The sequence below is a fragment of the Streptomyces sp. NPDC051217 genome, from assembly GCF_044455465.1.
Classification (GTDB): Bacteria; Actinomycetota; Actinomycetes; order Streptomycetales; family Streptomycetaceae; genus Streptomyces.
On the sequence record NZ_JBITEV010000016.1, the window covers coordinates 47,921 to 64,225 of the forward strand.

14 protein-coding genes are annotated in these 16,305 nt (G+C 72.1%); 5 read left to right on the forward strand and 9 right to left on the reverse strand.

What is annotated here, in order from left to right; genetic code table 11:
- Positions 1-246: 246 nt before the first annotated feature.
- From ACIBBB_RS29460 to ACIBBB_RS29475, 4 genes are all read right to left on the reverse strand, one after another.
- The gene (locus tag ACIBBB_RS29460) at positions 247-3,192 is read right to left on the reverse strand and encodes a hypothetical protein (RefSeq protein ID WP_398987273.1); all 2,946 of its coding nucleotides are present in this window, start codon (positions 3,190-3,192) and stop codon (positions 247-249) included.
- On the reverse strand, positions 3,192-5,030 hold the full coding sequence (locus tag ACIBBB_RS29465) for an HSP90 family protein (protein WP_398987275.1): 1,839 nt from the start codon (positions 5,028-5,030) through the stop codon (positions 3,192-3,194). Before ACIBBB_RS29465 ends, ACIBBB_RS29460 begins: the two co-directional genes overlap by 1 nt.
- A 58-nt stretch (positions 5,031-5,088) precedes the next feature.
- Positions 5,089-6,039, reverse strand: coding sequence for a hypothetical protein (locus ACIBBB_RS29470; RefSeq protein WP_398987277.1), 951 nt, complete (start codon positions 6,037-6,039; stop codon positions 5,089-5,091).
- 167 nt (positions 6,040-6,206) lie between these two features.
- Positions 6,207-6,776: a flavoprotein gene (locus tag ACIBBB_RS29475; RefSeq protein WP_398987279.1), complete on the reverse strand. Its 570-nt coding sequence runs from the start codon at positions 6,774-6,776 to the stop codon at positions 6,207-6,209.
- Between the two features lie 127 nt (positions 6,777-6,903).
- Here ACIBBB_RS29475 and ACIBBB_RS29480 point away from each other — a divergent pair, with 127 nt between their 5' ends.
- The gene (locus tag ACIBBB_RS29480) at positions 6,904-7,086 is read left to right on the forward strand and encodes a hypothetical protein (RefSeq protein WP_398987281.1); all 183 of its coding nucleotides are present in this window, start codon (positions 6,904-6,906) and stop codon (positions 7,084-7,086) included.
- Between the two features lie 231 nt (positions 7,087-7,317).
- Here ACIBBB_RS29480 and ACIBBB_RS29485 read toward each other — a convergent pair whose 3' ends face one another.
- Positions 7,318-8,121, reverse strand: coding sequence for an SDR family NAD(P)-dependent oxidoreductase (locus tag ACIBBB_RS29485; protein ID WP_398987283.1), 804 nt, complete (start codon positions 8,119-8,121; stop codon positions 7,318-7,320).
- Between the two features lie 104 nt (positions 8,122-8,225).
- Between ACIBBB_RS29485 and ACIBBB_RS29490 the strand changes: the two genes are divergently transcribed.
- Positions 8,226-8,879, forward strand: a complete 654-nt coding sequence (locus ACIBBB_RS29490) for a TetR/AcrR family transcriptional regulator (protein WP_398987284.1) — start codon at positions 8,226-8,228, stop codon at positions 8,877-8,879.
- Between the two features lie 12 nt (positions 8,880-8,891).
- On the opposite strand, the gene ACIBBB_RS29495 is transcribed toward ACIBBB_RS29490, so the two are convergent.
- On the reverse strand, positions 8,892-9,725 hold the full coding sequence (locus tag ACIBBB_RS29495) for an alpha/beta hydrolase (RefSeq protein ID WP_398987286.1): 834 nt from the start codon (positions 9,723-9,725) through the stop codon (positions 8,892-8,894).
- A gap of 29 nt (positions 9,726-9,754) precedes the next feature.
- Between ACIBBB_RS29495 and ACIBBB_RS29500 the strand changes: the two genes are divergently transcribed.
- The 3 genes from ACIBBB_RS29500 (at position 9,755) to ACIBBB_RS29510 (ending at position 12,847) form a co-directional block, all read left to right on the forward strand.
- Entirely contained in the window at positions 9,755-10,054 is a 300-nt protein-coding gene (locus tag ACIBBB_RS29500; RefSeq protein ID WP_398987288.1) for a hypothetical protein, read from the forward strand.
- Between the two features lie 29 nt (positions 10,055-10,083).
- On the forward strand, positions 10,084-11,937 hold the full coding sequence (locus ACIBBB_RS29505; protein WP_398987290.1) for a S9 family peptidase: 1,854 nt from the start codon (positions 10,084-10,086) through the stop codon (positions 11,935-11,937).
- Positions 11,938-12,094: 157 nt separating this feature from the next.
- On the forward strand, positions 12,095-12,847 hold the full coding sequence (locus ACIBBB_RS29510; protein ID WP_398987292.1) for an SURF1 family protein: 753 nt from the start codon (positions 12,095-12,097) through the stop codon (positions 12,845-12,847).
- A gap of 43 nt (positions 12,848-12,890) precedes the next feature.
- Here ACIBBB_RS29510 and ACIBBB_RS29515 read toward each other — a convergent pair whose 3' ends face one another.
- The 3 genes from ACIBBB_RS29515 to ACIBBB_RS29525 form a co-directional block, all read right to left on the reverse strand.
- The gene (locus tag ACIBBB_RS29515) at positions 12,891-14,117 is read right to left on the reverse strand and encodes a hypothetical protein (protein ID WP_398987294.1); all 1,227 of its coding nucleotides are present in this window, start codon (positions 14,115-14,117) and stop codon (positions 12,891-12,893) included.
- Between the two features lie 80 nt (positions 14,118-14,197).
- Positions 14,198-14,860 (reverse strand): SigE family RNA polymerase sigma factor, encoded by a 663-nt coding sequence (locus ACIBBB_RS29520; protein ID WP_398987296.1) that lies wholly within the window; start codon positions 14,858-14,860, stop codon positions 14,198-14,200.
- A gap of 363 nt (positions 14,861-15,223) precedes the next feature.
- Positions 15,224-16,282, reverse strand: a complete 1,059-nt coding sequence (locus ACIBBB_RS29525) for an aspartate-semialdehyde dehydrogenase (RefSeq protein ID WP_398987298.1) — start codon at positions 16,280-16,282, stop codon at positions 15,224-15,226.
- Positions 16,283-16,305 lie beyond the last annotated feature (23 nt).

Genomic DNA, 16,305 nt, shown 5'->3' on the forward strand with positions numbered 1-16,305 from the left:
CGGATTCGGGCGGCTTGGCAGTTGGACCGACAACCGGGACCGGCGGTCTACGACTTCGGCCCTGCATTCACTGGCGCAGTTCGGCCGCTCCAGGGGGTCGAGGTGAGTTCGGGCGACGCGCTGGTGGTACGGCTCGGATGGCCGAGCACGCCGACCCCTGGCACGCCGTCACCGGGAATCAGCATCGACGCGCGTCCGCCGCCCGGCCGGCGTCCCGGTCAACCCCATCGCCACGCTCTGACCGCGTCACTTCGCGGCGTGGGTCGCGAGGTCCTTGCGGAGGTTCGCGAGGATTTCTGTCGCCTGCGCAAGGCCCGCCTTCTCGCAGCGGCTGATCGCCGCGTCGAGGCGGGTCACCGCCGCCTGGGGGGAGTTCAGGCCGTTCGCCTCGATCAGCGCCGCGACGCGGACCGCCTCGGCGCGGGGTGTCTCGCCCTGCGGGCCGCCTTCGCCGTACGCGGCGACGGCGCGCTCCATCTCGGCCAGCGCCTCGGTGAAGCGCTCGGCCACCGCGAGCGCGCGGGCGCGCCGGTAGGCGGTGGCTCCGGCCTCGTACCAGTGGACGAAGTCCTCGGCGTCCTCGGCGACCGCGGCGCGGGTCTCGTCGGCCTCGGTGAGATGGCCGAGGGCCGTCCCGATGCCGTCGGGTCCTTCGGACGCCATGGTGAGGCCCGCGAACTCCCGTGCCATCTCGGCGATCAGGCCCGCCTGGCTCGGGAGGGCGGCGTCGCGGTGTGCGAGCAGGGCGCGTTCGTACGCGGTGCGGGCGGGGTCCCAGCGGTCGGCCGTTGCCAGGGCGACCGCGGCTTCGGAGAAGATCAGCGTCTGTGTGACCTTGTCGTCCCAGGCCGCGACGGTCTCGGTCAGCAGCTGGAACTGCTCGGCGGCAGCCTGGAGTTCCTCCAACTCCCGCAGCCCACGCGCCAGGTTGAGCCGGATCTGCGCCTGGAGCCGTTCGTCGAGCGCCGCCGAGGACTCGTCCAGGACGAGGGATTCGAGGATCGCGACGGCGTCCGCCGCCTGTCCCGACCGGCCCAGGACGTCGGCGAGTTGGAGCCGGACCTCCGCCGCCCCGCCGTCGTCGCCGTCCCTGTCGAAGCGGGACGCCGCCTCCGACAGATGGCGGACCGCGCCCGGCAGATCGCCGGTGTGCGTGGAAGCGTGGCCCAGCAGCATGCAGCTGTACGCGACGGGGAACGACGAGTCGTCGAACCGTGCCGCGCCCGCCAGCGCCTGCCGCAGGGACGCCACCGCCTCCTCGGCCTTGTCCTGCTGGAGCAGGAACTGCCCCAGCTGGGCCTCCAGCCGCGGTTTCCGCCACGGTCTGCCGTTCGCCTCCAGGATGTCCAGGCAGGTGCGCAGCTCCGCGACCGCCTCGTCCGTGCTGCCGCCGCGCGCCGCGATGTCGGCGGAGTACATACGTACGCCGACAGCCAGATGAGGCATCCCGAACCGGGCGGCCTCGGACATCACCGCTTCCGTCGCGGTCTCGAACCGCCTACGCGTCGGCTCGGGGACGTCGGGCAGTGCCGCCGCCATCTCCGCGTGGGCGGCGAAGGCCCGGCACTGGAGCACCGTGAGGTATTTTTCGGGAAGACCGGCCGCGCCCGCCGTATCGGCCGCCGCGTCCGCCGTCGAAAGCAGGAGTTCTTCCGCTTCGCGCAGCAGCTCGTCGAGGTCCGACCACGACGGGAAGTCGCCCGACTCCTGCGCGGCACGCCAGGCGAACGAGCCCAGGCGGGCCCGCGCCGCCAGGGCGTACCACCGCAGGCCGGGCTCCTTCCCGTACAACTCCGCCGCCTCCGCCATGGCGGCGTCACCCTCCGCCCAGCGCTCGTCCTCGTACGCGGCATAGCCACGCTGCTCGGCGAGTTCGGCCCGCAGCCGGGCCTCCCCGCCCAGCTCCGGATCGTGTACGTGGTCGTCCGCCGCCACCCGCTCCGCGATCCGCTCCCACAGCGCGGTGTCGCCCGGATGCGCCTGCGCCGCCATCTCGCGGGCGCGGGTCACCAGCGCCACGAAGTCGTCCGGTATCTCCCGCGAGGAGACCGGCGCGGCAGTCGGCACGCCAGGCACCGCGGCAGCGGCAGCCGTCCGCAGCCCCAGCGGCAACGGCTCCGCCAGCAGCGCCGGCCGGCCCACCCGCAGACGGCGGTGGTCGCCGATCGCGGTGGTGCCGTTGCGCGCGTCGAAGGCCGCCGCCAGGGCGTCCGCCTCGCCGGCGACATGGGCCAGGAGGCTCTCCGCCGTCCAGCTCCGCCCGAGCGGCCCCGCGACGACCGTGGTGCCGTACCCGTCCGCGACCAGGCGGTTCAGCAGCACCTCGACCCCGGTGAGGAAACCGATCAGCGAGAGCGGGGCGCCGGTGGTATCGAAGAGTGCCCGGTTCTCGGCGAGGATCTCCAGCCCCCGGCCCTCGTTGCGGGACAGCGCGCTGAACTCGATGTGCAGGCCGACCTCTTCGGCCAGTCCGGTCTTGCCGCGGGCGAACCGGTAGCCGACCAGATGGTGCGAGCGCGCTTCGTCGAGGCGGCCGAGGCGCAGCAGCGGCAGCAGTGCGTGTGCCTGGCTGACGTACGGCTCCTCCGCACACGTCTGCCCGCCGTCGAAGACCGGCTGCCAGATCTCCAGCGCGCGCTGGTCGTCCCCGTCGCGTACGTGGTGCAGCGCCCGGTGCCGGGTCTCGCACGCCACGCAGTCGCTGAGCGCTTCGCGGGGGCGGGTCACCCACAGGTCGTACGCCGACGCGGCTTCCGTTCCGGTGTGTGTGGCGACCCGGTGGCGCATGGCGGCCACCGGCTGCATCCCGTGTCCGGCCGCGCGGTAGCGGTCCCGCATCTGGTCCGTCCAGCCCCGGATCGCGGCGAGCGGGACATCGGGCACCTGGAGCAGCGAGGTCGTCACCCACTTGAAGCGCCAGAGGACCTGGTTGGCCTCCCCCTCGCTGAACGCCTCGGGCTCGCTGTCCTGGAGCTTCAGAACGCGGGCGAAGACGACCGGCGCCTTGCGGTGCTCGCCGCTGTACTCGTACGCGGACATCAGCTCCAGCAGCGCCGTCGCCAGAAGACCGGGTTCGTCGAACTGCTCGGCGGCTTCGAGCAGTTCCTCGGCCGTCACGTTGCGCCCCAGTCCGTATGGGCGTCCGTTGTTCTCTCGCAGCCCGTCGAGAACGGCCTCCGGGGTCTCCAGCATTACTGCTCCTTCCGGGGCTCGGGCGCGGTGCCCTGTTCGTGCATGGCGTGGGTGAGCAGGCCGATGAAGGCCCGGTTGAGCAGGGCGCTCTCGGCGGCCCGGAGCGGGCGGCGGGTCATCAGGAGTGCCTGCCCGTAAAGCGCCTCGACGGCGGTGACGGCCAGTCCTCGCTCGGCGATCGTCGCGGCGCGGCGCACGAGCGGGTTGAGGTGGTTGAGGACGAGCTGCGCCCGGGGGGTTTCGGCCCGCAGCGAGCCGAGGATCTCGGCCCACAGCCCGTCGCTCCCCTCGGCCAGGTCTGCCCGGGTCCGCTCGTGGCGGGCCTCGCGGTTGTCCAGGAGCAGCGCGGGCGCCGTTACGGGGTGGAAGCTGCGCAGCACGACGTCGCAGTCGTACGCGCCGATCACCTCACGGGCGACGGTGAGGAACGCCGCCGCGGCCAGTTCGGCGGACGGGTCGACCGAGTCCAGGTGCGCGGTGACCGTCGCGGGGTCCAGGTCCGTGACGGTGGTGCCCGGCCGGATCTCGGGCAGCCGGTGCACCAGGTCCCGGTCGTAGGTGTAACCGCCGTTGACGACGCCCAGGCCCGCGGCCGCGGCGATCGGCGCCACCTGCCGGAACTCCTCGACGCTGCGCGTGACCAGGATCGTGGGGTGGGCGCGCGCGAACTCCTCCAGCGTGACGTTGCCGTCGGTCGTCTCGAACGGCAGCCAGGGCAGCAGCATCCGCAGCAGTTCGTCGTCGTAGCGGGCCAGCGCTTTGACGGCGAGATGGTGGGTGTCGATGAACCGGTGCAGGAGCGTGGGGTCACTGGCCGCCAGAGCGGTGAGCCAGTCGCGGATACGGACGCCGAGCGCGTCACGGATCGCGGCCAGCGTCTCGTCCTCGTACAACGCCTCGCGGGAGGCCGTCGGCCGCAGGCTGGTGGCGTCCACGACGCAGCGGACGAAGAACGCCCACTCCGGCAGCAGCTCCGCCGCGTGGTCGGACAGCAGCATGCCCTTGAGGTGTACGCGATGTCCCGCGCGCTCCGACGGGCTGACGGCGGTGGGCAGTACGTAGGCGACACCGCGCAGTCCGGCCGCCGGCAGGTCGAGGTCGATGGTGTCGAGCGGCGTGAAGCCGAAGGTCGTACGGCAGTGCTCGGCCAGCGCGTCCCGGCGGGCGAGCGGGGAGCCGTGCCGGCGTTCCCAGGGCGGTGTGCCGTTGATCCGGTCGGTGCCGCCGCGGGGGTCGACGACGGTGACCTCGTACGGGAGCAAGCCGCCGTAGTGCCGTGCCAGGGCGGTCACTTGGTCGGGACGGGTCCACTCGGCGCCGTCCGCGCGGGGCGTCAGCCGTACGGTGGTGCCGGGCTCCGGGTGCTCGCGCGAGGGCAGGGTACGGATGGTGTACCGGCCGTCCGAGTGGCCGCGCCACTCCACGACCGGCGCGTCGGGGTGGGTGGCGGACCGGCTGACGACGGTGATCTCGTCGGCGACGACGAAGCAGGCCAGCAGCCCGATCCCGAACTGGCCGATGAAGTCCCCGCGCGCGGCTTCGAGTTCGCCCTCGGCGGCCCGCTTGGAGCTCCGTCCGATGGTGGCGAGGAAGGTGTGCACGTCGGCCTCGGTCAGACCGATACCGGTGTCGGTCACCGTGAGCGTGTCCCCGGTGTGGACCGTGATGGTCGCGGGGGCACCGGGGAAGCGGGCCCCCCGGGCCGTGATCGCGTCGGTGGCGTTCTGGAGCAGCTCACGCAGATAGACACGGGGGCTGGAGTAGAGGTGGTGGGACAACAGGTCCACCAGGCCGCGCAGATCGACCTGGAAGGTGTGGGACGTCTCGGAGTTGGGCACTTGAGGGGCTTCCTTGGCAAGGGGTGAACGTCGGGAGTAGGTGGGAGACCGGGGCGGTTCAGCCGCCGGCCTTGGCACGCCACTTGCTGAAAGCCTTCGTCGGGTCACCGCTGAGGTACTCCCAGGGGAACTCGGTGACACGCCCCTCAAGAGCGTTGAAGAGTTCCGCCGCCGCCTTCTTCTCCCCGGCCAGCGAGAAGGCCATGGCGAAGGTGTTGTACGTGGAGAGCCAGTCGCGCGGGCGCCCGTAGGCGGGGTGCCGTACGGAACGGTCGGCGGCCTCGTGCAGTTCCGCGACGACATCGGGACGGCGTATGTACGCCATGTCCTCGCCCCCGTCGAGTTCGAGCCAGTGCTCCAGGTGTGCGAGCGCGACGAGTTCACCCAGCGGACCGCCCTCGGAACCCTTCAGCATCGACGTACGCGCGAAGGCGTGCATCTCCTCGTGCGAGCCGCTCCACTTGGAGCACACCTGCTGCAACTGCTGCTCGTGCGACCCGAGGTGCTCGGGGCACCTTCTGACGGCCGCCTCGAAACGGAGCCGGGAGGTCTCCTGCCCGACCTGGAGTCCGCGCCCGGCCCGCTGGAGGAAGTACCACGGAGTGACCCAGTCCGGTTCGCGCTCCGCCGCCTCGTACAACTCCTCCTCGGCGACGCGCAACCGCTCGTGGAAGGTCCGGAACCGCTCCTGTGAGACATGCACCGCTCGGTACCCGGTCCGCGCCTCCCACGCCCAACTGACCCTGTGGGCGCCCGACACGAGCAGCGCGAGTGCCGAGTCCGGCTCCGCCGCGACGACCGCCGGGATCCACGTCTCGATCCCCTCGACATCGGCGACCCTCGCCAACAGCCAGGTGCGCTCCTGCCCGTCGGGTATGCCGGCCAACCGCTCCCGCAGCGCGGGCCAGTCCCGCCTGACGGCAGCGGCGCGCATCCGCGCCAGGTCCGGGTCCCAGCTGTCCGCGTCCACACGCGGCGCGGGTCTGGTGAAACGCCCCAAGAAACTCATGACGGCCCCCTCATGTCTGATGCGTCGTGTCTGATGCTTCGTGCCTGATCCGGCGCGCCCCCCGGCAACGACCGCAGATCAACTTCCCCTGGGAAGTGATTATCACGTCACACCGACAGAGCACCACGAACCGCCCGCACCGCTCATCCGAGGAGGTCGCCGCGTAATCACCTCGTCGCGCTGTCCACCGCCCGCAGGATCGCCGCCCACGGAAGTTCGCGGTCCGGCGGGGCTGCCTGGGGCTCGTGGAGGGGCCAGACGTCCGGACCCTCGATCAGATGAACGTCGGCCTGGCGGAGGCCGGCGACGTGGGTGGGCCAGGCCGGGTGGCGGGCGTGGGCCGCGTTGATGTGGGGGAAGACGATCACCGGGAGGCCGGGGGTGCCCAGGGCCTCCGTGAGATGGGTGAGGGCCTGGTTGTCGGCGATGCCCAGGGCGAGTTTGGCGACGGTGTTGGCCGTTGCCGGGGCGGCGACGAAGCAGTCCACCGGCGGGTGCGGGCGGGGGTCCGTGGGGAGGCGGGGCTGGTCACGGACCGGGAGGCCGGTCAAGGCTTCCAGGCGGGCCAGTTCGCCGCTCGCCCGGAGCCAGCGGCCGGCGGCCGGGGTGAGCGTCACCGCCACCTGCCAGCCGCGGGCCATCGCCGGTTCGACCAGGCCGGTGCGGAGCGACGCCACCCCGCCGGCCGCCGAAGCCACCACTCCCAGAACGCCGCGGGCCGTGCGTACTTCGCTCATCGCGACAGTCTCGCAGGACTGCGGGGATTTCTCCGGGGCACACGGTCGGCAACGACCCAACCACCGTCATTCCGGTCCTGGTTGGCCATACGCCGAAAGAGTCGGCAGAAACGGCAGGAGAGAACGAATGCTCGCGATAGCGGCGGCTGTGGTCTTTTTCATCGCCTTCATCATCAACGCCACCAAGACGTCGACCGAGGTCATTTTCGGTACGACGAGTCTCATGCTCGTCGGATTCACCCTCGTCGCCCTGCACGTGGCCGGCGTCGGAGCCGGGTGGCAGGCACGGGGACGGGGCCGTCGACGCTGACGGGAACGGGCGGGCGGGCGTGCCGGCGGGCGCGCGGAAGTCGACGCGCGGTCGGGCCGCGTACCGCCAGAAGTCGCGCAGCGGGGTCGACGGGACCGGGTCGTTCGCCTCCAACCGCGTGAGCAGGATGGTCACCGGCCCGTGGACGGCGTGATGTGGGCCGCCGTCCCGGTGCCGCCGCCCCAGCCGCGGGGGCCCGGCGGCCTCCGATAAAGAGCGTTCTCGCGTCGGTCAGCGCTTGCGCAGGCGCAGTGACGTCCAGCTCGCGTCCGCCGTCCAGCCGCCGTCGACCGGCAGCGCGGTGCCGTTCACGAAACCGCTGCGCGCCGGGTCCGCGAGGAACGCCACCGCCTGGGCGATGTCGTCCGGCGCCGCGAACCGTCCCATCGGCACCCGCTCCACGATGTCCCCGTCCGTGTACCCGCCGGACGCCTGGTCGGCGGCGTCCATCTCGGTCTTCACCCAGCCCGGACAGACCGCGTTGACCCGTACGCCCCGGCCTCCCCACTCGCCCGCGAGCGTGCGCGTGAGGCCGATCAGGCCGTGTTTGCTCGCGTTGTACGCCGCGCGGTCGGAGACTCCGTGCAGTCCCGCGATCGACGCGATGTTGACGATCGAGCCGCCGCCCGCGGCCAGCATCAGCCGGCCCACCGCGCGGGACAGCAGGAACGGGCCGGTGAGATTGACCTCCAGGACCCGCCGCCACTGGTCGGCCGTGGTCTCCTCGGCCGGTACGAGCAGGGAGACACCCGCGTTGTTGACGAGCACGTCCACCCGGCCGAAGGCCCCGTGGACCTGGTCGGCGAGGCGCGTCACGTACTCCTCCGACGCGACGTCCCCGACCACGGCCACCGCCTCCGCCCCGGCCGCGCGGACGGCGGCGAGGGTGTCCACCGGGTGCACGATGTCGGCCAGGGCCAGCGCGTACCCCTCCCCCGCCAGGACCTCGGCCACCCGCCGGCCGATGCCCTGCGCCGCCCCCGTCACCACCGCGACCGGTCCCGTGCCGCCACTCGTCCCTCGAAGCTCGGTCATATCCGAAGTCTGCACCGGACCACTGACAATCGGCCTCGGTCAGGACCCCCGAACCGTCGACGCGGGCAATGACCGCACGGTCGTACGGTTAGTACACTGGACGTGTGACAGCCACGAGCACCGACGGACGCATCGCACGCGGGAACCAGACCCGCCAACTGATCCTGAATCACACCGTCCGGATCGCCTCGGTCGAAGGTCTCGGGGGTCTGTCGCTCGGCCGGCTGGCCGGTGAGCTGGAACTGAGCAAGAGCGGGGTGTTCGCGCTGTTCGGCTCCAAGGAGGAGCTCCAGCTCGCCACCGTCCGCGCCGCCGCCAAGGTCTACGTCGACCATGTCGTGCGGCCCGTCCTGGACATGCCCCCCGGGCTGAACCGGGTGCGGCAGCTGTGCGACGGATGGCTCAGGTACTCGGAAAGCCGCGTCTTCCCCGGCGGCTGCTTCTTCTACTCGGTCTCGGCCGAGTACGACGCACGCGAGGGCAAGGTCCACGACGCGGTGGCGCGGGCCCGCCTCGACTGGGTCGCGTTCGTGAGCCAGAACATCGAGGACGCCAGGCAGGCGGGCGAGGTACGGGACGACACCGACATCCCCCAGCTCACCTTCGAGCTCGTGTCGCTCCTCGAAGGCGCCAACGCCGAGTCCGTCCTGCACGACGACTTCAGCTGCTACGCCAAGGCCGCCAAGGCCATCCTCAACCGGCTGCGGGCTGTGGCGACCGATCCGGCTCCGCTGCCGCTCGCCCCGTCCCCTCCCTGACCACGAAGTCCCTTACCGTCGCGGTGACTTGAGGGTCGCCCAGGATCCGCCGGTGGCCCAGCCCGCGCGTGACGACCAGCTCCGCACGCTCGCCCAGCGCATCGGCGAGAGCGTGCGAGTGGACGGATCGACCAGGTCGTCGTCCTCGTCGTGGACGACCAGGACCGACAGCCGCCGCCCCGCCTCCGCCGCCGCACCCCGGACCGAGAAGCGCGACCAGATGTCCTCCTCGCCGGGGAACAACTCCCGTTCGATACGGCCCCGAAGCTCGGAGTTCAGCCGAGCCCGCAGCCCCAGCCGCGCGCAGAACCGGTCCACCAGATACGCGAAGTCCGGCACCCCGCTGATCGCCACGATCCGCTCCGTCCGCACCCCGCGCTCCTGGACGGCGACGAATGTCGCGGTGACACCGAGCGAGTGCGCCACGACCATCTCGAACGGTCCGTGCGCCGCGTCCAGCGAGGCGACGATGTCGCGCAGATCGACAATCGTCATGCTCTCGCCGGTCGCTTCGCCGTGGCCGGGCGCGTCGAAGGCGACGGGGCTGAGGCCGAGCTCCAGCAACTCGGTGACCTGCGCGGCGAAGCGCGAGCCCCGCGACTCCCACCCGTGCACCAGCAGTACCGGACGTTCGCCGGTCCCCCATCGGTAACTGACAGCCTTCTCCCCGCCGACGGCGATCTCACCCACCTCGGCCCGTTCCATCACCGGGCGCTCGCCGGGCCTCAGACGGCCCCGACCCCGCGGGACCCGGAAGAGACGGAAGGCGGCCTTGCCGGCGAGCCGCGGTGACACGTAGGACGCGCTGTTCAGGGCCGTACGGACAGCTGTCATAGCGAAGTCCATGCCACGTTCTCCTCGGGTCGGGGCCATCGATGGACGGGCGACTCGCGAGACATCCCAGGCGTTTCCCCGCCACCGTCGCCGTCGGATTCCACTTCCTGGACCACGCCGTCCACGCCTGGGACATCGCCAGGGCCATCGGCCTCGACTTGCAGCCGGACGACGACATCGCCGAGGCAGCCCTCGCGCTCGCGCGCCTCGTGCCGGACGACGAACGGCGGCTCGCCCCGGGCGCGGCCTTCAGCCCCGCGCGGACTCGGGGCGCCCGGCCCGGTCGGCCCTTCGACCTCGTACTGGTCACGCTCGGCAGATCTCCCGCGTGGACCCCGTAGGGCCCCTCCGGAGACGCAGAATGGGGCGTATGACTGAGAAGAACGACCACCACCAGCCACACGACCCGGCGGGGCCCGACGCGGCGCCCGACTGGGAGAAGCGATTCCGGGCTCCCCGCGTCTCGCTGCCCGAGTGGGCCGAGGACGCGCCCGACCGCGCGCTGTTCGTGTCGAACGCGACGGGCACGTACGAGCTGTACGCGTGGAACCGCGCCACCGGCGCCCAGCGGCAGGTCACCGACCGCCCGAACGGCACCACGGACGGCGTGCTGACCCCCGACGGCCGGTGGATCTGGTGGTTCAGCGACACCGACGGCGACGAGTTCGGCGTCTGGAAGCGGCAGCCCTTCGGCGACGGCGCCGACGAGCCCACCGGCCCCGACAAGCCCGCCGGCCGCGACGAGCCCGCCGCCCCCGGCATCGACCCGGCCTACCCCAGCGGACTCGCCCTCGGCCGTGACGGGACGGCGGTCGTCGGCTGCTCCACGGACGAGGACGGTTCGACGATCCATGTCCTGACCGCCGGCGGCGCCCCGGTCGAGATCTACCGCCACCGCGAGTCCGCCGGCGTCGGCGACCTGTCGCACGACGGGACGCTCATCGCCGTCGAGCACACCGAGCACGGCGACGCGATGCACTCCGCGCTGCGCGTGGTCCGCCTCGACGGCACGACGGTCGCCGAGCTGGACGACACCAAGGGCGGCAAGCTCGAACTGGGCCTGTCCGTCCTCGGTTTCGCGCCGGTCGACGGCGACACCCGCCTTCTCGTCGGACACCAGCGGCGCGGCCGCTGGGAGCCGGTCGTGTGGGACGTGACCACCGGCGAGGAGACCGATCTGGCGATCGAGCTGCCCGGAGACGTATCGGCCGAGTGGTATCCGGACGGGTCCGCCCTGCTGATCGTGCACAGTTTCGAGGCGCGCAGCGAGCTGTGGCGCTACGACTTCGCGACGCGCGCGCTGATCGAGGTCACGACGCCCGCCGGGACGGTGTCGGGTGCGACGGCCAGGCCCGACGGATCGGTGGAGTATCTGTGGTCGTCGGCGGCCCACCCGCCGGTGGTGCGGTCCACGTCGGGTGAGGTCGTGCTCGACCCGCCGGGGGCGAAAGCGCCGGATTCCGTGCCGGTGACGGACGTCTGGGTGGAGGGGCCGGGCGGCCGGATCCACGCGCTGGTGCAGCGGCCGGCGGGCGAGGGGCCGTTCCCGACGGTCTTCGAGATCCACGGCGGGCCGACCGCGCACGACCGGGACTCCTTCACGGCGGGCCCGGCGGCCTGGGTGGACCACGGCTTCGCGGTCGTACGGGTCAACTACCGCGGCTCCACCGGCTACGGGCGCGAGTGGACGGACGCGCTCAAGCACCGCGTCGGCCTGATCGAGCTGGAGGACATCGCGGCCGTGCGCGAGTGGGCGGTCTCCTCGGGGCTCGCCGACCCGGCGAAGCTCGTGCTCTCCGGCGGCTCGTGGGGCGGCTATCTGACGCTGCTGGGCCTCGGCACGCAGCCGGACGCGTGGGCGGTGGGGCTGGCGGCCGTACCGGTGGCCGACTACGTCACGGCCTACCACGACGAGATGGAGGCCCTGAAGTCCATGGACCGCACACTGCTCGGGGGCACGCCGGAGGAGGTCCCCGAGCGGTACGAGGCGTCGTCGCCGCTGACGTACGTCGACGCCGTGCGCGCGCCGGTCTACATCTCGGCCGGCCTGAACGACCCGCGCTGCCCGATCCAGCAGGTGGAGAACTATGTGAACCGGCTGGCGGCACGCGGGGCGGCACACGAGGTGTACCGGTACGACGCCGGGCACGGGTCCCTGGTGGTCGAGGAGCGGATCAAGCAGGTCCGGCTGGAGCTGGACTTCGCGGAGCGGCACCTCCGGTAGGACGTCCCGCCCCGTCCCGCGCCGGACGGGGCCGCCCGCGCGGTCCGTCCGTGGGGAGGCCCTGTCCCGCGGATCTTCGCGGGCCCGGAACGCGGCACGGCACCTCGTGCGCGAACCCGCCCCCAGGGCCCGCGCGGGCGCTGCGTACCGTAGAGGGGTGTACCGGTTTCTGCTGACGCCCCGCTGGTGGGGCATCAATGTCTTCGTGCTGCTCGCCATCCCCTTCTGCGTCTTCATGGGGACCTGGCAGCTCGGCCGTTTCGAGGACCGCGTCGATTCGCACCGGAGCGCCGAGGCCGCGCCCGACCCGGGGAAGCGGGCCGCCGCGCCGCTCACGGAGTTGCTGCCCGTCGATCAGGAGACCTCGGGCCGGCATGCCACGGCGACCGGTACGTACGCGGATCAACTCATCGTCCCGAACCGGGAGTTGGACGAGAAGTCCGGCTCGTACGTGCTGGCGCTCCTGCGGACCGACGGCGGCAGGGCGCTGCCCGTCGTACGCGGCTGGGTGCCGGCCGGCGAGGCCGTGCCCCCCGCGCCGAAGGGCGAGGTCAGCGTGACCGGCGCGCTCCAGGCGCCGGAGAACGCGGGCACCGAAGGCGCCGACTCCCGCGGCGGGCTGCCGGCCGGGCAGGTCGGCATCATCAGCGGAGCGTCGCTGGTCAATCTCGTGCCGTACGCGGTGTACGACGCCTGGGTCACGGTCACCGAGCCCGAGGCCGGTCTTACGCCCGTACCGGCGCAGGCGCCCCAGGGCAGCGGGCTCGACCTGAAGGCGTTCCAGAACCTGGGATACACGGGCGAGTGGTTCGTCTTCGTCGCGTTCGTGATCTTCATGTGGTTCCGGCTGTTCCGGCGCGAGACCGAGGCGATCAAGGACCGCGCGCTGGGCCTGGAGACGGCGGCGTAACTCCGGCACGTCCGTCCTCGTACCCGAAGAAGGCAAGCGGGCCCTACGACGCTTCCAGCACACCCGTCCGGTAGATCTTCCCCGCGCACGCGTTGTCGATCGTCGTCGCGGCCGACTCCGAGCCGGACTCCGGCGTGTGTACGACGTCGATGCTGCCGTCCTCGGGCGCCCCGTCGTCGCTGCCGAGCTGCGGCTCCGGCTCCGGCTCGATCGGCGTCGATCCGGTGCCGTTCGTCGCACCGCCCGTCTCGCCCTCCGTGGGCGAGGGGTCCGGTGACGGCTCGTCGGTCGGACAGGTGTCGGTCGGCACCCAGGCGAACATCACCTCGTACGCCCCCGACGGCGGCAGCACCAGGCTGGTCGCCTCCTGCGAGGGGTCGGGCAGGTCCGTCGCGGGGTCACCCGCGGTGTGGTCCACCACTTCGATCTTGCTGGGGTCGGCGGCGCCCGTCGCCTGGAACTCGACGGATCCGTGGCCGCTGACCGAGCAGTCGGTGCCGGAGACGTTGGAGATACGGAAGCGGCCGTAGACCGTGCCGTCGGACTGCGGTTCGCCCGACTCGGAGCTCACTTGGAGCTGGCTCGCGTCGCAGGTGGCGGTGGAGCTGGTGAAGCTGCTCTCGGGGTCGTTGTCGAAGCCACCGGTCGTACCGCCCGTGGTCCCGCCGACGCCCGTCTCGGGCGAGTCCTTGCCGCCCGGACCGCCCTGTTCGTCGTCCGTCTTGCCGGAGGGGTCGGAGCCCTCCTTCTCGGTGTTCTTCGGGCCGCCGTCGGAGCCGGTGCCGCCCTGCACCTGCTCCCCGTGGCCCACGTTGAAAGACTTGTCGTCCGAGGAGCTGCCGGCGCCGGCGACATGCACGAAGGCGGGCACGGCCGTACCGATCAGCAGCGCCGCCGCGGCGACGCCGACGATGGCCTGGCGCTTGCGCGCGCGCCTCGCGGGCACGGCCCGCCTCAGATGGTCGAGGGCTCCGGGCGACGGCTCGATCTCCTGGACGGCGCCGTGCAGGAGCCGGCGCAGCGCCAACTCGTCGGGGATACCGCCGTCGTCACCGTGACCGCCGCCGTCACCGTTGCCGCCGCCGTCACCGGGGCCCGCTCCCCCCTCCCCGCGGCCGAAGACCGCCGCGAGGAGCTGGGGCTGAGTCACATCCGTCTGCCGGGTCACCTCGGCCCGGGGGCCGCCGCCGGCGGCGCCTTCCGCGCCCCGCGTGCCCTCGTCCACACTGTGCAGGTCTCCGCCCGGTTCTTCTTCCGGCCCGTGGTTCACAGTTCCATTCCCAGTCGACTCGCTCGTCGGACCGTCCGGCCCCTCCGGCCTTCCGTGGTCCTGGTCATGCTCGTGCCCGTTCATGCCGTGGCCTCCATGGCGATACGCAGCGCCGCGATGCCTCGCGAGCCGTACGCCTTCACCGAGCCCAGGGATATGCCGAGCGTCTCGGAGACCTGTGCCTCCGTCATGTCGGCGAAATAGCGCAGCACCAGTACCTCGCGCTGGCGGCGCTGGAGGCCGCGCATCGCCTTGATCAGCGCGTCGCGCTCCAGCAGGTCGTACGCGCCTTCCTCGGCGCTCGCCATGTCGGGCATCGGCTTCGAGAGCAGCTTGAGCCCGAGGATGCGGCGGCGCAGCGCGGAGCGCGACAGGTTGACGACCGTCTGGCGCAGATACGCCAGGGTCTTCTCCGGTTCGCGTACGCGGTTGCGCGCCGAGTGCACACGGATGAAAGCCTCTTGGACGACGTCCTCGCAGGAGGCCGTGTCGTCCAGGAGCAGTGCCGCGAGGCCGAGCAGTGAGCGGTAGTGCTGTCGGTAGGTCTCGGTCAGATGATCGACGGTGGTACCTGCGGCCATCGCGTCGTCAGCGCCCTCGCGCCGGTCCGGAATACCGGCCGGGCGCGCCGCTGGCATGGGAGCGATCACCGGCATACCACCGGGCCTGCGGGGTCGACGGCTCGGCCGCACCGAAGTGCCGCGAACCGGGACGACCGCTGTGAAATCGAGAACCTCTGCCACGCCTGTTGGACACGCTGCCCCCGCCCAGGGTTGTACGCGTTCGCCACCACATTTGACGATGCACCAATTGCCCTCATGCGTAACCGTTCTCCCCCACGTGCCCCTTTTGCCTACGGCACCACGGAGGGGCGACCGCTTAGACGCTTCCGGTCAACCGGTGGTTGCAACAAGTCGAATGAGCATCGTCCGCCACCGGAACACCCCAGTTCAAGTGGCACAGACCGGCGATTTGCTCACAGGGCGTTCACAGATCCTACAAAGCGCCGGGCGGCCCCAGCGGGCGGGCACCCACTCAACCCCCGCGCGCTACCCGCCCTCGGTTCAGCCCATCACGACACCCCGGGCCCCGTCTACGCGCTCCGGCTACCTGCCGGTGAATTCCCCGGCCACGGCCTCCGCGATCTGCGCGGTGTTGAGGGCCGCGCCCTTACGGAGGTTGTCGCCGCACACGAACAGCTCCAGCGCCCGCTCGTCGTCCAGCGAACGCCGTACCCGCCCCACCCAGGTCGGGTCGGTCCCCACCACGTCCGCCGGCGTCGGGAAGTCCCCCGCCGCCGGATTGTCGAACAGCACCACACCCGGCGACGTCGCCAGGATCTCGTGCGCCCGGTCGACCGTGACCGCGCCCTCGAAGCGCGCGTGCACGGCGAGCGAGTGCGTGGTGATCACGGGCACGTGCACGCAGGTCGCCGCGACCTTCAGATCCGGCAGGTCGAGGATCTTCCGGGTCTCCTCGCGGATCGCCATCTCCTCGGACGACCAGCCGTCCGCCATGAGCGACCCCGCCCACGGGACGACGTTGAGCGCGAGCGGCCCGCCGAAGGGCCCGGTGATGTCGCCGACCGCGCGCCGTACGTCGCCGGGGTTCGTCCCCAGCTCCGTACCTGCCACCACCGACAGCTGCCGGCGCAGCGCCTCGACGCCGTCCTGCCCGGCGGCGCTGACCGCCTGGTACGAGGAGACGACCAGCTCACGCACCCCGAACTCGGCGTGCAGCGAGCCGACCGCGACGATCATCGAGAGCGTGGCGCACCCCGGACTCGCGATGATGCCGCGCGGACGGAGCCGTGCGGCATGCGGGTTCAGCTCGGGCACCACGAGAGGCACCTGGTGATCCATGCGGAACGCGGCGGACGCGTCCACCACGACGGCGCCCTGGGAGACCGCGACGGGTGCCCACTGGGCGGACACGGCGTCCGGTACGAGGAACAGCGCGACGTCCACGCCCGAGAGCGCGGCCTCGGTGAGCGCCACGACCTCGGTCTCCTCGCCCCGTACGGTCAGCTTGCGGCCGACCGCGCGGGGCGAGGCCAGAAGGCGGATCTCGCCCCAGACGTCCGCGTGCTGCGACAGGATCTGGAGCATGACGGCGCCGACGCCCCCGGTCGCGCCTACGACCGCGAGCGTCGGGCGGCCGTTCATCGGCCCGCGCTTCCGCGACTCCC